The sequence below is a fragment of the Corynebacterium ureicelerivorans genome (assembly GCF_000747315.1).
GTDB classification, from domain to species: domain Bacteria; phylum Actinomycetota; class Actinomycetes; order Mycobacteriales; family Mycobacteriaceae; genus Corynebacterium; species Corynebacterium mucifaciens.
In genome coordinates, this window is the sequence record NZ_CP009215.1 from 43,838 (window position 1) to 56,197 (window position 12,360).

Below are 12,360 nucleotides of genomic sequence, written 5' to 3' on the forward strand. Positions count from 1 at the left end.
GGCTTTACACTGTCCGCATGCTCCCGTCAGTGACTGAACACCTTCAAGCCATCGTCGACAGCGTCCGCGACCACGACAGCGGCGAACTCGCGGATTACATCGACGTGCTCAAACACGCCGACCCGGACAAGCTGGCACTGGCCATGTGCACCACGGACGGACATCTTTACGCCGTGGGCGACGCGGATTAGCAAAGGGGTGTCGGTGAAACTCCTCAGAGAGGGGCAGATTTACTCGAAGGACTCCACCCCGATTGTCAAGTTGATGTTGGGATTGCTGGGTTCGGTGGCCGAGTTTGAACGTTCCATCATCCGAGAGCGTCAGGCAGAAGGATTGCTCGGGCGAAGGAGCGCGGGGCGTACAAGGGGCGCGCCCGCGCGCTCACTGATGATCAGATTGAGCAGGCATACGAGTGGATTAATGATGGCGTACCGAAAGCTGAGATTGCTCGTCGGTTGAAAGTGGGACGAACAACTCCCTACTCGTACGTAAAAAGGAATAAACCCCCGTCAGCCTAAGAGTGAACTGCTCCCCATTAGTTGGACTGAGAAATCAGTTACCGACTAGTGGGGAGTAGTTTTCTTTGAGAGCGCGAAGTTCGCTGAGTGAAGAGCAGCGTGAGCAGTTGGTGGAGTGTTTCGAGCGGGGCATGGGATACCGAGCAGCTGCGAACATCGTCGGGGGTTCGACAAGCGCAATACGCAACCTCTATCGGCGGTTTCAGCTGCGTGGCAGGCTATGTCTTGTGGAGAAACCGACTAAGCAGCAGTATTCGTTCGAGATCAAGAAGGAAGTTGTCCAACGCCACCTTGCCGGCGAGACAAGGATGGATCTTGCACGTGAGTTTGGCCTGTCGTCAGACCAACTCGTCAAAGATTGGTCCTGGAAATGGCGCAAAGGCGGCGATGAGGCGCTAATGCCGAAGCCGAAGGGCAGACCCAAAGGCTCGACCGCACTGAAGCGGCTTACAGAAGAAGAGAAGCTGCGCCGTCAGATCGCACGGTTGGAAGCGGAAAACGCTTATCTAAAAAAATTGCGGGACTTGAGGAATCAGGGACGCGCCTGAAAGTTCAAGCGATCGTCATCCTCAAGTCGCACCACCGCTTGGAGTACCTCCTAGACGCCGCTGGCATCCCACGGTCGACATTCTTCTACCACCAGAAACGACTCAACGAGCCAGATAAACATGCTGTGCTCAAAGACGCGATCCGGGAAAGCTTCGAACGCAACAAGCATCGCTATGGCTACCGGCGGGTGCTGCTGGACCTGCGTAACCAGGGCTGGGTGGTCAACCACAAACTCGTCTACAAACTCATGTGCGAGATGGGTCTTCGAGCCAAGATCCGCCAACGCAGGCCGTATGTTTCCTACGCTGGGACGATCAGCCACATCGCTGACAACACACTTGACCGCAAGTTCACCCCGGATAAGCCGAATACCGTCTTTGTCAGCGACGTCACCGAGTTCAGGGTCGCAGGCCGCAAGATATACCTGTCACCGGTGATGGACTTGTTCGACCGCTCCATCGTCGCTCACACCGTTGCCACATCGCCGTCGATAGCCTTTACCGCCGATTCTTTATCCAAGGCAATCGCGGCGTGTGCGCCTGAACCCGGGTGGATGATGCACACCGATCAAGGCTTCCAGTACCAGCATGCCTCCTGGCGTGACCTGATCGGCGACAACGGTGGTGTTCAGTCGATGTCGCGAAAAGCCAACTGCTACGACAACGCGGTCATGGAGAACTTCTTTGGACACTTGAAGACAGAGATGTACCACGGTGAAGTCTTCGACACCGTCGAGGAGTTCAACCAAGCGATCGACGAGTACATCGGGTGGTACAACACCGAACGCGTCCAACAACGACTCAAGGGCCTGACCCCGATGCAATATCGGAATCAGACCCTTGAAGCCCTCACCGCCTAGAATTAAACCAGTCCAACTTTCGGGGGCTAGTTCAGAGGGGAGCGGGGATTCATTGAGAATGCTTAGGAGGGCCTATTTTTAGGCATGGTGCGCAAGCGTATTCCCGCAGCGAGAGTGCAGAGGATCATGCCGCAGATACCAATGATGATATCCGCCTTGTCTGCAATGAAGAGACCAATAAGGATCACCCCAGCAATAAGGAGAACGATCGACAGAAAAGGGATGCGCTTCTCTTTCATGATCTATCTAGTCTTAGCTTTACTTTTGAGGGGTGCAAGCAGGGAAAGGGAGGCCGGGTACTCGCCAGATAATAATTCCTTGGTCGTTCCAGTCGCACAAGTTACCAGCGGCAGCTAGTGCTGTCAGCCCTGCCGCCACCCATCCTGCGGGGCCTGCAATGCCTTCGCTAGCCAGCACGGCCGCTACTCCGGCTGCGCCGCCTCCAGCTCCGACAAGTTTGGAGACCTTGGACAGAGTGTCATGGCTGATGTAGACCCTTTCTACCGGGCCCCATCCATCTATCTTGGTTTCATTTCCGTAGGTGGTGATAGGTGGGGTTTCGCCATTAGCTTGTGAAGCATTGGCAATGGAGATGAATTCGTCGATGCGAGCTGCAGCGTCTTTGTTGGCGCGACGTTCGACGTCTGGGATGTTTTCAGAGACGGTGCCGTCGTCTGATGTGTGGATATACCGCCCTAGTTTTTCGAATGCGAGACGGTCTGCTTCGGATCGGTATTCGATACGAGTCTTTTCGTCGTGGGAAGAAGCAGCGCTGTTAGTAGGTTTTGCGGAATTGTTTGCGGGGGCAGCTTGGACTGCTGGCGCAAAGATGAACGTGCAGGCGACGGCGACGGTTATGCCGCGTCGAACGATAGTGCTGTGGCGCATCATCTGACTCTCCTTAATTCTGACTCTCCTTAATGTTGTAGTGGGGCAAGGCGCATAAAGAAGATATCACTAATATCTAAATTCCGCTATTCTTAATTTGCGAGCGTGTCAGGAGTTTTGTGTGTGAGGGTCTGATCTAAAAGGAGTTTCACCGATAATGACTACGGTGTCACCGAAGATAAGGCCACGACCCGGCGAGGGTCAACGAGATCAGCGAGAAGCTGATGGATAACCCCGAGCTCGCTAAGCTCATCGGCGAGCTGTCAACCTCCACCGACGATGCCAGCGAGCTGGTGAAGGGGCTTTTATAGGCTTCGATTAACGCGGGCCTGCAGGCTTAGATGGATGCCCATTTGGGCTACGAACACTCCGACCGCAAAGCGAAAGCCCAGGTAGAGACTGCTGGTGGTGGTAACCACCGCAACGGGTCCTACACCAAAACCGTCGGCTCTGGCTTCGGCCCGCTATATGTAACCGTGCCCAGGGATCGGGCGGGGACGTTTCGCCCGCAGATGGTGCCCAAAGGTACGCGCCGGCTCACTGAGCTTGATGACATGATCATCTCGCTCTACGCCGGCGGGATGACCGTGCGCGACATCCAGCACCACCTCGCAACCACCCTTGGGGTGGACGTGAGCCCGGACACGATCAGCACGATCACCGACGCGGTACTTGATGAGGTGATGCTGTGGCAGAACCGCCAGTTAGATGAGTTCTACCCGGTGATCTTCCTCGACGCGCTGAAGGTGAAGATCCGTGACGGCTACCGCGTGGTCAACAAGTCTTGCTACATGGCCGTTGGCGTGGACATCGACGGCATCAAACACATCTTGGGGTTGTGGATCGCCGATACCGAAGGCGCCGCATTTTGGGCATCCGTGTGCGCTGACCTTGCCAACCGTGGGGTCCAAGACGTGTTCATTGTCTGCTGTGACGGGCTGAAAGGCCTACCCGAGGCAGTGAAGGCAACCTGGCCGAACTCGATGGTGCAAACCTGCATCGTGCACCTGCTCCGGGCGGCGAATCGGTGGGTGTCCTACCAAGACCGCAAACCCGTCTCCAGTGCGCTACGGGAGGTCTACACCGCACCGAACGAGGACACCGCGCGTGCCGCCCTGGATGCTTTCGAGGCCAGTGAACTGGGCCGTAAATACCCGCAATCGGTCAAGGTATGGCGCGACGCGTGGGAGAGGTTCGTGCCGTTTCTGCAGTTCCCGCCAGCGGCCCGCCGAGTGCTTTACACCACGAACGCGATCGAATCGCTCAACGGTGAACTGCGTAAAGCAACCCGAAACCGGGGCCAGTTCCCGAACAACACTGCGGCGCTGAAAACGCTGTGGCTGATGATCTGCAACATCAAGGACAAGCGCGCTGCCCAGCGGGCGAAGAAAGCGAAACGGGCAACTGAGTGCAACGGCTATATTGAAGGGGCGAAAGCCAACGGGTGGAAACAAGCCATCAACCAACTAGCCGTGGCTTACCCCACCGATTCGCGGACTACTTATAAACCAAACCCCCCGCACACAAAGAATCGGACACCCTCAGTCCACGCGTCGTGGAAAGGCTTTTTCCAAGACCTGAAAGCGCGTGGGCTTACCGGCGTCTTCTTGGCCACCAGTGACGCCCACGAGGGCTTCCAACACGCGATATCCGAAGTGCTGCCCGATGCGTCGTGGCAGCGGTGCCGCACCCATTTCGCGAAGAACCTCGTGCGAGAAAGTCCCCAAGACTTAAGGGGCCGATGGTCTCAGCGATGTTCCAGACGATCTTCCAATAGCCTGATGCCCAATCCACCTGGGCGCCAGCCCGCGAAGTAGTCGACCTGCTGGAACCGAAATTCCCCCAGGTTGCAACCTACCTAGAAGCAGCGCCGAAACCGGTCTGGACGAAGGTGTGGTCCAATATCCCCACCGAGCGGTTAAACCGGGAGCTCCGCCAGCGCACCGATGTCGTGGGTATCTTCCCGAATAGGGAATCGATCATTCGGCTTGTCGGTGCGGTCCTTGCCGAGCAGCACGACGATTGGATCCAGTAGAAACGCTACATGTCACTATCCGCACTCGAACACACAAAACATCTCATGCACCAAACTGGTGGTAAACATGGCGAGCTCACCAGCTAACCGCCTAACCAAACTCCCCAACTTCATACCAAGCCGAAAGCACACACGGCTACACCACCACCACACGGGACTTGACCTGCATGTGCGGATCTCTTTTACAGGCAGGTACGAATATGCACGATCATATCCGTTTTAAATGACTTCGCAGTCTGCGCCCCTACACTGTCCGCATGCTCCCGTCAGTGACTGAACACCTCCAGGCCATCGTCGACAGCGTCCGCGACCACGACAGCGGCGAACTCGCGGACTACATCGACGTGCTCAAACACGCTGACCCGGACAAGCTCGCACTGGCCATGTGCACCACGGACGGGCATCTCTACGCCGTGGGCGACGCGGATTACGAGTTTTCCATCCAGTCCATCTCCAAGCCGTTCGTCTACGCGCTCGCGCTCGACATGTACGGCCCCGAGGAGGTGCACGCGCACGTTGGTGTCGAGCCCTCGGGTGAGGCGTTCAACAAGCTTTCGCTTGACGACGACGGACGTCCCGCCAACCCCCTCATCAACGCAGGCGCCATCACGGTGAACCAGCTCATCGGCGGGCCCGATATCCCGGTAGAGCAGCGCAGTGAGAAGCTCCGGGACTACTTCTCCCGCTTGGCAGGCCGCGAACTGACCGTTGATGAGCGCGTGCTCGACTCCGAGCTGGACGCCGCCGACCGGAATAAGGCGTTCGCCCACATGCTGCGCGAGGCCGGCACGATCAGCGACGACGCGCACGACGCCGTGGCCAGCTACATTGCCCAGTGCGCGGTGCTGGTGACGGTGAAGGATCTGGCGGTGATGGCGGCCACCCTCGCAGCCGGCGGGAAGCAGCCCGTGACGGGGGAAAGGGTCGTCTCCACCGAGGCGGCGCGCTTGGCCCAGGCCGTGATGGTCTCGTCTGGCATGTACGACGCGTCGGGCCAATGGATGGTCAACGTGGGCATCCCCGCAAAGTCGGGTGTCGCAGGCGGGTTGATTGGGACGCTGCCGGGGCAGCTCGGGATCGCGTCGCTCAGCCCCCGCTTGAACAAGCAGGGCAATTCAGTGCGCGGGGTGAAGATTTTCCGCGAACTGTCCAGTTCGATGGGCCTGAACATGCTGTCTTCCAACTTCTTCGTCGCGCCGGGGATCCGCCGCATTGAGCGCCGCGACGACGCGGATATTGTGGAGCTGCAGGGCATGATCAACTTCACCAACGCGGAGAAGATTCTGCGCGGGCTGACAAAGCGCCGCCTGCCAAACACGAAGCTGATTCTGGACGTCTCCAACGTCACTGGATTTAACAAGGCCGGCCGCGACTTGATTAAAGACGGGCTGATGAAGTTCCGGGACGACGGCATCGACGTGGCTATCTACGACCCGGAGAAGACCCTGTCGGACTGGACGTTCGCGGACGGCACCACGGCGCAGGCGATCCGGGACTTCACCGCCTCCTTCTCCGTGCCCGCCACACGCGAGGAGGTGTACCGCGCGATCACGACACCCAACAGCTGGTGGGACCAGCAGGCGGAGGGAAACGCCAGCGAAAAGGGCGGCGAATTCCACGTGGAGGACCGCGACTTCTCCGTGCAAGAGGCGGACGACGGCAAGCGCGTGGTCTGGGCCGTCGAGCCCACCGACCAGGAAGACCACGAGTGGGACGACACCTCCCTCATCTTCGACATCTCCGAGGAGGACGACGGCGAGACCAAGGTGAGCTTCACCCACCGCGGCATGCGCCCGCACGACCGCGGCTACGACGAGATTGCCAAGACGTGGAAGGAGCGCATTGCCAAGGGCCTGCAGCCGCTGATCAGCCGGGAGGAGGAGCACGCGTAGTGCGGGCGGCCTATGCCCCCACGAATCGGCGTAGCAGGGAGCGGTACGCCCGCACGGTCAGGTCCACGTCTTCCACGGCGACGGATTCGTCGTGGCTGTGCAGCTCGCCCAGTACGGACCCGAGCGTCTCCTCCCGCCCGTGGAGGGCGAACCCGTAGCCCACGCCTGCCTTGCGGCGGGCGAAGCGCAGGTCGGAGCCTCCAGCGGCGATCGTGGGGATGACCGGGGCGCCGGGGAAGAATTCGTCGAAGGTGGATACGATGGCGTCGTAGAGCGGGCCCGAGGTGGGGGAGACGGTGCCGTCTTCCGTGATGAGGTGGGTGATCTCCACCTCGCCCGCCAGATCGCCGAGCGCATCCCGCAGCACCTGGTCGATGTCCTCCTGCGTCTGCCCGGGCAGCGGGCGGATGTCCAGCTCCATCCACGCCACGGACGGCAGCACGTTGATGGCGTTGCCGGCCCGCAGGACGGTGGGGGAGATGGTCAGGTGGCTCATCGCGTGGGAGTAGCTCTCCAGCTGGCCGAACGCCTCGTAGCCCTCACCGGCAAGCAGCGCCTTCTCCGTTGCGGGATCGAACTTCCAGGCGCGGACGTATCCCTCCCAGAGCTCGTCGCTGCGCACGGTCGGCTCGATTGCGGCGATGCGCCGCGCGACCTCGCCGATTTTCGCCACCGCCATGTCACGGCCGAACGGTGCAGAGCCGTGGCCTGCGTCGCCATGGACGGTCAAGCGCCGCTGGCCCGCGCCCTTCTCGCCAACGACAACGACTAGGGCGTCGGAGCCGTCGGACACGGGCAGGTGCGAGCCGCCCTCCTCCGACAAGCAGTTTTTCCAGGAGAAGGAAGCGTTCTCGGCGAGCCACGCGGCGCCTAGGCCGCCGCGGGCCTCCTCGTCTGCGCATCCCACGAAGGTCACGGTGCCGCGCGGGCGCCCGTGCTGCGCCACGTCGCGCACGCAGGCGGCCATCGCGGCGGTGATGTAGAGCATGTCGGTGGCGCCCCGGCCGTAGATGCGCCCGTCCACGATCTCGCCACCGAAGGGATCCTGGGTCCATTTGTCCTCGTCGACCGGGACAACGTCGGTGTGGCCGAGCAGCGTGAGCGGCTCGGCCGCGGGGTCGGTCCCCTCGACCGTGAAGGCGATGGACACCCGGTCCGGGTGGGGCTCGTAGCGCTCGACGCGCACGTCCGTACCTGCGAAGAAGGCCTCGAGCGTGTCGGCGTTTTTCGCCTCCTGTCCAGAATCCGCCGTCAACGCGTTGACGCATCCGTTCCGGATGAGGTCCTGGAGGAGGGCGATGGTGGTATCGGTTAGGCTCATAGCCCAAAAGCCTAACGTCCGAGCATCTGGAGATTCCAGGATGAACCACGTCGTTCCTGGCCGCCGGTCTGACAGCACCGACCCGCGAGCCATCCGCACCCGTAACGCTCTCGTCCAAGCCACCATCGGGTTGCTGCAAACGCACACCGTCGCGGAACTCAACGTGTCGCAGATTGTCAAAGAGGCCGGGGTGAGCCGGCAGGTGTTTTACCAGCACTTCACGGACCGCGACGGCCTCGTGCTCGCGACCGCAAAGGACATGATCAAGGAGGCCTACGAAGGCTTCGCCGCGAGATTCAGCATGGACCGCGACTTCCAGGCGGCCGTCACCGCGCTCATGGAAACGCTGACGGACCACTACGAGGCCGCCGTCCACATCATCGATTCGCCGGTGCACAGCCAGCTCGACCAGGAGGTCGTGCGCATCATGCTGCCCACCATGCGCGAGGCGCTGCGCGAACGCGAGGGGGCCGATCCGCAGCTTCTCGACGACATGGCCAAGTTCTACATCGCGGGCTGCCAGCACTTGCTGGAGGAGGGCGTCCGCCAAGGCGCGTCGCCGGAGGAGATCGGCCAGCGCGTTGAACTCGTGCGCCGGGTGCTCATCCACGACTAGCCTTGCGGGGTATGGAACGCGTACCGGAGGTCGTCGCAAAGCTAAAAGAGCTCTATGAGGCGTCGTGCGAGATCGCGCGCTCGGGGGATTTCAGCCGCTACGGGGAGGTGCGCTACCCCAAGCTCACAGTGGAGGTGCTGCAGTGGCGCCCGATCGACCGCTCCGAACCCTTCGGCTACGTCGACGAGGCCGGGACCTACTCCGCCGTCATCTCCCGCCCAGACCTCATGGAGGGTTACCTCACCGCGCAGCTTGAGGCGCTGACCTCGAATTACCCGTGCGAGGTTGAGGTCGGGTACTCGGACGTGGTTATCCCGCCCGCCTACATCAAGGGCATGCCGCCGATCGACGAAACGCTGAACTTGCCGCGCCCCACCTTGGACGAGGTGCACGACGCGATTGTGGACGGCCACTGGGATGCCTTCCACGGCGCCGAAAAGCCGCTGTTCCACTTCGGGCCGCAGCGATTTGATCTGGCGCTCGCGCGCCTGGAGCACTACACCGGCATTGAGACGGACTCGCTGCAGCGCTTCATCCTGTTCACCAACTACGCCATGCACGTCACGGAGTTTGTGAAGTTCGGGCTGCGTGAGCTGTCCAACCCGGACTCGAGGTACACGCGGCTGGTGCTGCCCTCAGGCGAGACCGTGTCCGACACCGTAGCGCTGGAGGACCTGGAGCTGGGGTCGAAGTTTCAGATGCCGCGGTACGACTTGGTCACCGAGGGCGGCGACGGCATCACCATGATCAACATCGGCGTCGGGCCCTCGAACGCGAAGACCATCACCGACTCGTTGGCGGTGTTGCGGCCCGAGGCGTGGATCATGATCGGGCACTGCGCGGGCCTGGACGCACGTATGCGCATCGGCGACTTGATTCTGGGCAACGCGTACGAGCGGCACGACCACGTGTTGGACGATTATCTTCGCCGCGAGCTGCCCATCCCCGCCGTGCCCGAAATCCAGCGCACGCTGGAAAAGGCGGTGGCCAAGGTCTACGGGGAGGATGCGTCGCTGATGCGCACCGGGACCGTGCTCTCCACCGGGGACCGCAACTGGGAGTGGAAAGACCCGCGCGATTTGTGGGAGTGGCTCCGCGGCTCCACCGCCGCGGCCGTGGACATGGAGTCGTGCACCATTGCAGCGAACGGCTACCGGTACCGCGTCCCGTACGGCACGCTGCTGGCGGTGTCGGATTTGCCCCTGCACGCCGTGCCGAAGTTGCCGGCCGGGGCTCAGGCGTTCTACTCCAATTCCAAGGAGGCCCACGTCATGTGCGCCGTCCGGGCCATGGAGAAGCTGGCGCGGCACCCGGAAAGACTGCGCACCCGCAAGCTGCGGCGCGCGATCGGCGAGGTGCCGTTCAGGTAGGGCGCTAGGCCCAGCGGGATTCGTCGAGAATGCGCTCCCGCTTGGCCACGACGGTTGCCACCACGGACTGGCCAGTGACGTTGACGGCGGTGCGGCCCATGTCGATGATCGGGTCGACCGCGAGCAGCAGGCCCACGCCGGACAGCGGCAGGCCCAGGGTGGACAGCGTCAGCGTGAGCATGACGGTCGCGCCGGTGGTGCCGGCGGTGGCCGCGGAGCCGAGCACGGACACGATCACAATCAGGACGTAGTCGGAGACGGAAAGGTTGATGCCGTAAAACTGGGCCACGAATAGCGCGGCGACGGCGGGGTAGACGGAGGCGCAGCCGTCCATCTTGGTGGTGGCGCCGAGGGGGATGGCAAAGGACGCGTACTGGCTGGGAACGCCCATGGCCTCCTCGGTGGTGCGCTGGGTCACCGGCATGGTGCCCATGGAGGAACGGGTGGCAAAGCCCAGCGTGGTCACCGGCCAGACGCGGCGGAAGAACTCCAGCACCGGGATCCTGTGCGCGGCCAGCACCACGGGGTAGAGCACGAACAGCACCAGTGCCAGGCCGATGTAGATGGCCAGCACGAACTTGCCCAGCGAGCCCAGCGCGTCCCAGCCGTAGGAGGCCACAGCGTTGCCGATGAGCGCGGCGGTGCCGATCGGCGCGAGGCGGATGATCCACCACAGCACCTCCTGCACCACCTTGAGCAGGGACTCGTTGAAGGCGATGAACGGCTCAGCGGTCTTGCCCACGCGCACGGCGGCGATGCCGAACAGCAGGGAGACCACCAGGATCTGCAGGACGTTGAAGTTCACGGACGCGCCGGAAGCTCCGAGGCCGAAGATGTTGGCGGGCACCACGGAGTTCAAAAAGCCCATCCACGACCCCGTGGAGGACGGCTCCGCAGCCGCGGCCGCATCGACGGAGGTGTTCGCGCCGGGCTTGACCACCAGCCCAACCACGATGCCGATGAGCACGGAGAAGAACGCGGTGATGGCGAACCAGATTAGCGTTTGCGCGGCGAGGCGCGCGGCGTTGGTGACCTGGCGCAGGTTGGCCACGGATGTCACCACGGCGGTGAACACCAGCGGCGGGATCAGCAGTTTCAGTAGCTGGACGTACGTGGATCCGACCCAGTCGAGGGTCGCGGCCAACGGCTCCACGTCGACGGCGATGAAGCCGAGGACGAGGCCGATGATCAGGCCGTAGATCACTTGCGCGCCGAAGCTAGTTGCCCATTTAGGCACGAGCGGCTCCTTCTAGACAGAACTGTTCAGTAACGTTGGTAAGACCCGGCTAACCTACTCCTTTGCATCCGGTTTGCAAACCCCTTCTGATAGACAACACGGTCTGCTTACGCGTCAGCGTCTACACTGCCCAGACGATGGACACCCACTTCGACGACCCAGCGATCGCCATGGCGCACCGCTCCGCCGTGCGCTCCATCGAACGGGTTGTCACCGAAACCACGTCGCCGACGCCGGGCGCGGATGCCAGGATCATCGCCCAGCTGCGCAACCCCAAAACGCTCATCATCACCGGCGCCGGCATCTCCACGGACTCCGGCATCCCGGATTACCGCAGCGCAAACGGCCGCCTGACCAAGGGCCGCCCGATGACGTTCCAGGAGTTCGCCCACTCCCCGGCGCAGGTGCACCGCTACTGGGCCCGCGCGTTCGTGGGCATGCACTACATGCGCCAGGCGCAGCCCAACCGCGCCCACTACGCGCTGGTGGAGCTGGAGCGGGCGGGCCTGATCCGTGGCATTGTCACCCAAAACGTCGACGGGCTGCACACCCAAGCTGGCTCCGACAACGTCATCGCGCTGCACGGGGACATGGAGCACGTCGTCTGCCTCGACTGCGGCGCGCTGCACGAGCGCCCGCTTATCGACGCCCTCCTCACGGCCGCGAACCCCACATACTTCGATTCCGTGGAGGTGGAAGGGTCCATGCTGAACCCGGACGGCGACGTGGAACTGAAGGACGCCGACGTGGCTCGCTTCCGCATGATCGCCTGCCCGACCTGCCAGGGCCAACGACTCAAGCCGCATGTGGTGTACTTCGGCGAGAATGTGCCGAAGGAGCGTCGCCAAGCTGCCGCGCAGTGGCTGGAGGAATCCACCGGCGTCATCGCGATCGGGACCTCGCTGGCCGTGATGAGCGGCTACAAGTTCATCCTTGACGCACGCAAGCAGGGCAAACCCACCGCCGTGATCAACGGAGGCCCGGGGCGCGCCGATGGCAAGGTGGACACCTTGTGGCGCACTCGCGTCGCCGACGCGCTCGACGAGATACTGGACGGCCTCGACCTGTGATCGGC

11 protein-coding genes and 4 pseudogenes are annotated in these 12,360 nt (G+C 62.1%); 11 read left to right on the plus strand and 4 right to left on the minus strand.

Features of this window, described 5'->3' with window-relative positions; genetic code table 11:
• Positions 1 to 17: 17 nt before the first annotated feature.
• The 4 genes and pseudogenes from CUREI_RS12135 to CUREI_RS11850 all read left to right on the plus strand — a co-directional run.
• Positions 18 to 182: pseudogene (locus CUREI_RS12135) on the plus strand (glutaminase); the annotation flags it as partial.
• Positions 183 to 204: 22 nt separating this feature from the next.
• Entirely contained in the window at positions 205 to 459 is a 255-nt protein-coding gene (locus tag CUREI_RS00230; RefSeq protein ID WP_051952092.1) for a recombinase family protein, read from the plus strand.
• Positions 417 to 518 (plus strand): hypothetical protein, encoded by a 102-nt coding sequence (locus tag CUREI_RS12575; RefSeq protein ID WP_236627290.1) that lies wholly within the window; start codon positions 417 to 419, stop codon positions 516 to 518. Before CUREI_RS00230 ends, CUREI_RS12575 begins: the two co-directional genes overlap by 43 nt.
• A gap of 65 nt (positions 519 to 583) precedes the next feature.
• Positions 584 to 1,926 (plus strand): IS3 family transposase gene (locus CUREI_RS11850; protein ID WP_236627221.1). Its coding sequence is split into 2 segments (ribosomal slippage): positions 584 to 1,025 and positions 1,025 to 1,926, totalling 1,344 coding nucleotides; the frame shifts between segments, so codons are not numbered across the junction.
• A 62-nt stretch (positions 1,927 to 1,988) separates the two neighbouring features.
• Here the strand turns inward: CUREI_RS11850 and CUREI_RS12390 are convergent.
• A complete protein-coding gene (locus CUREI_RS12390) occupies positions 1,989 to 2,165 on the minus strand; it encodes a hypothetical protein (protein ID WP_158407433.1) in 177 nt (58 codons plus the stop codon).
• A 19-nt stretch (positions 2,166 to 2,184) separates the two neighbouring features.
• A complete protein-coding gene (locus CUREI_RS12140) occupies positions 2,185 to 2,817 on the minus strand; it encodes a hypothetical protein (RefSeq protein ID WP_144242375.1) in 633 nt (210 codons plus the stop codon).
• Positions 2,818 to 2,971: 154 nt separating this feature from the next.
• Between CUREI_RS12140 and CUREI_RS00245 the strand changes: the two are divergent.
• The 4 genes and pseudogenes from CUREI_RS00245 to CUREI_RS12580 all read left to right on the plus strand — a co-directional run bounded on the left by CUREI_RS00245 (position 2,972) and on the right by CUREI_RS12580 (position 6,741).
• A pseudogene (locus CUREI_RS00245) lies at positions 2,972 to 4,321 on the plus strand (IS256 family transposase).
• 28 nt (positions 4,322 to 4,349) lie between these two features.
• Positions 4,350 to 4,936, plus strand: a pseudogene (locus CUREI_RS00250) (transposase); the annotation flags it as partial.
• 170 nt (positions 4,937 to 5,106) lie between these two features.
• A pseudogene (locus tag CUREI_RS00255) lies at positions 5,107 to 6,345 on the plus strand (glutaminase); the annotation flags it as partial.
• 18 nt (positions 6,346 to 6,363) lie between these two features.
• Positions 6,364 to 6,741, plus strand: a complete 378-nt coding sequence (locus tag CUREI_RS12580) for an SRPBCC family protein (protein WP_269077762.1) — start codon at positions 6,364 to 6,366, stop codon at positions 6,739 to 6,741.
• Positions 6,742 to 6,751: 10 nt separating this feature from the next.
• Here CUREI_RS12580 and CUREI_RS00260 read toward each other — a convergent pair whose 3' ends face one another.
• Complete coding sequence (locus CUREI_RS00260; RefSeq protein ID WP_038609036.1) at positions 6,752 to 8,062, minus strand: M20/M25/M40 family metallo-hydrolase; 1,311 nt, start codon at positions 8,060 to 8,062, stop codon at positions 6,752 to 6,754.
• A gap of 40 nt (positions 8,063 to 8,102) precedes the next feature.
• Between CUREI_RS00260 and CUREI_RS11490 the strand changes: the two genes are divergently transcribed.
• Together CUREI_RS11490 and amn are read left to right on the plus strand one after the other, a co-directional pair.
• Complete coding sequence (locus CUREI_RS11490; RefSeq protein WP_051952093.1) at positions 8,103 to 8,678, plus strand: TetR/AcrR family transcriptional regulator; 576 nt, start codon at positions 8,103 to 8,105, stop codon at positions 8,676 to 8,678.
• Positions 8,679 to 8,689: 11 nt separating this feature from the next.
• Positions 8,690 to 10,048, plus strand: coding sequence for an AMP nucleosidase (amn, locus tag CUREI_RS00270; protein ID WP_038609039.1), 1,359 nt, complete (start codon positions 8,690 to 8,692; stop codon positions 10,046 to 10,048).
• A gap of 4 nt (positions 10,049 to 10,052) precedes the next feature.
• On the opposite strand, the gene CUREI_RS00275 is transcribed toward amn, so the two are convergent.
• Positions 10,053 to 11,285 carry a dicarboxylate/amino acid:cation symporter gene (locus CUREI_RS00275; protein ID WP_038609042.1) on the minus strand — a complete coding sequence of 411 codons (1,233 nt, stop codon included), beginning with the start codon at positions 11,283 to 11,285 and terminating at the stop codon, positions 10,053 to 10,055.
• 137 nt (positions 11,286 to 11,422) lie between these two features.
• Between CUREI_RS00275 and CUREI_RS00280 the strand changes: the two genes are divergently transcribed.
• Positions 11,423 to 12,355, plus strand: a complete 933-nt coding sequence (locus CUREI_RS00280; protein ID WP_038609045.1) for a Sir2 family NAD-dependent protein deacetylase — start codon at positions 11,423 to 11,425, stop codon at positions 12,353 to 12,355.
• Positions 12,356 to 12,360 lie beyond the last annotated feature (5 nt).

What these genes read in the sequence shown, in the direction of transcription:
- CUREI_RS12390 (WP_158407433.1), bottom strand. Translation starts at nt 2,165, where the DNA reads ATGAAAGAGAAGCGCATCCCTTTTCTGTCGATCGTTCTCCTTATTGCT.
- CUREI_RS12140 (WP_144242375.1), bottom strand. Translation starts at nt 2,817, where the DNA reads ATGATGCGCCACAGCACTATCGTTCGACGCGGCATAACCGTCGCCGTC.
- CUREI_RS00260 (WP_038609036.1), bottom strand. Translation starts at nt 8,062, where the DNA reads ATGAGCCTAACCGATACCACCATCGCCCTCCTCCAGGACCTCATCCGG.
- CUREI_RS11490 (WP_051952093.1), top strand. Translation starts at nt 8,103, where the DNA reads ATGAACCACGTCGTTCCTGGCCGCCGGTCTGACAGCACCGACCCGCGA.
- amn (WP_038609039.1), top strand. Translation starts at nt 8,690, where the DNA reads ATGGAACGCGTACCGGAGGTCGTCGCAAAGCTAAAAGAGCTCTATGAG.
- CUREI_RS00280 (WP_038609045.1), top strand. Translation starts at nt 11,423, where the DNA reads ATGGACACCCACTTCGACGACCCAGCGATCGCCATGGCGCACCGCTCC.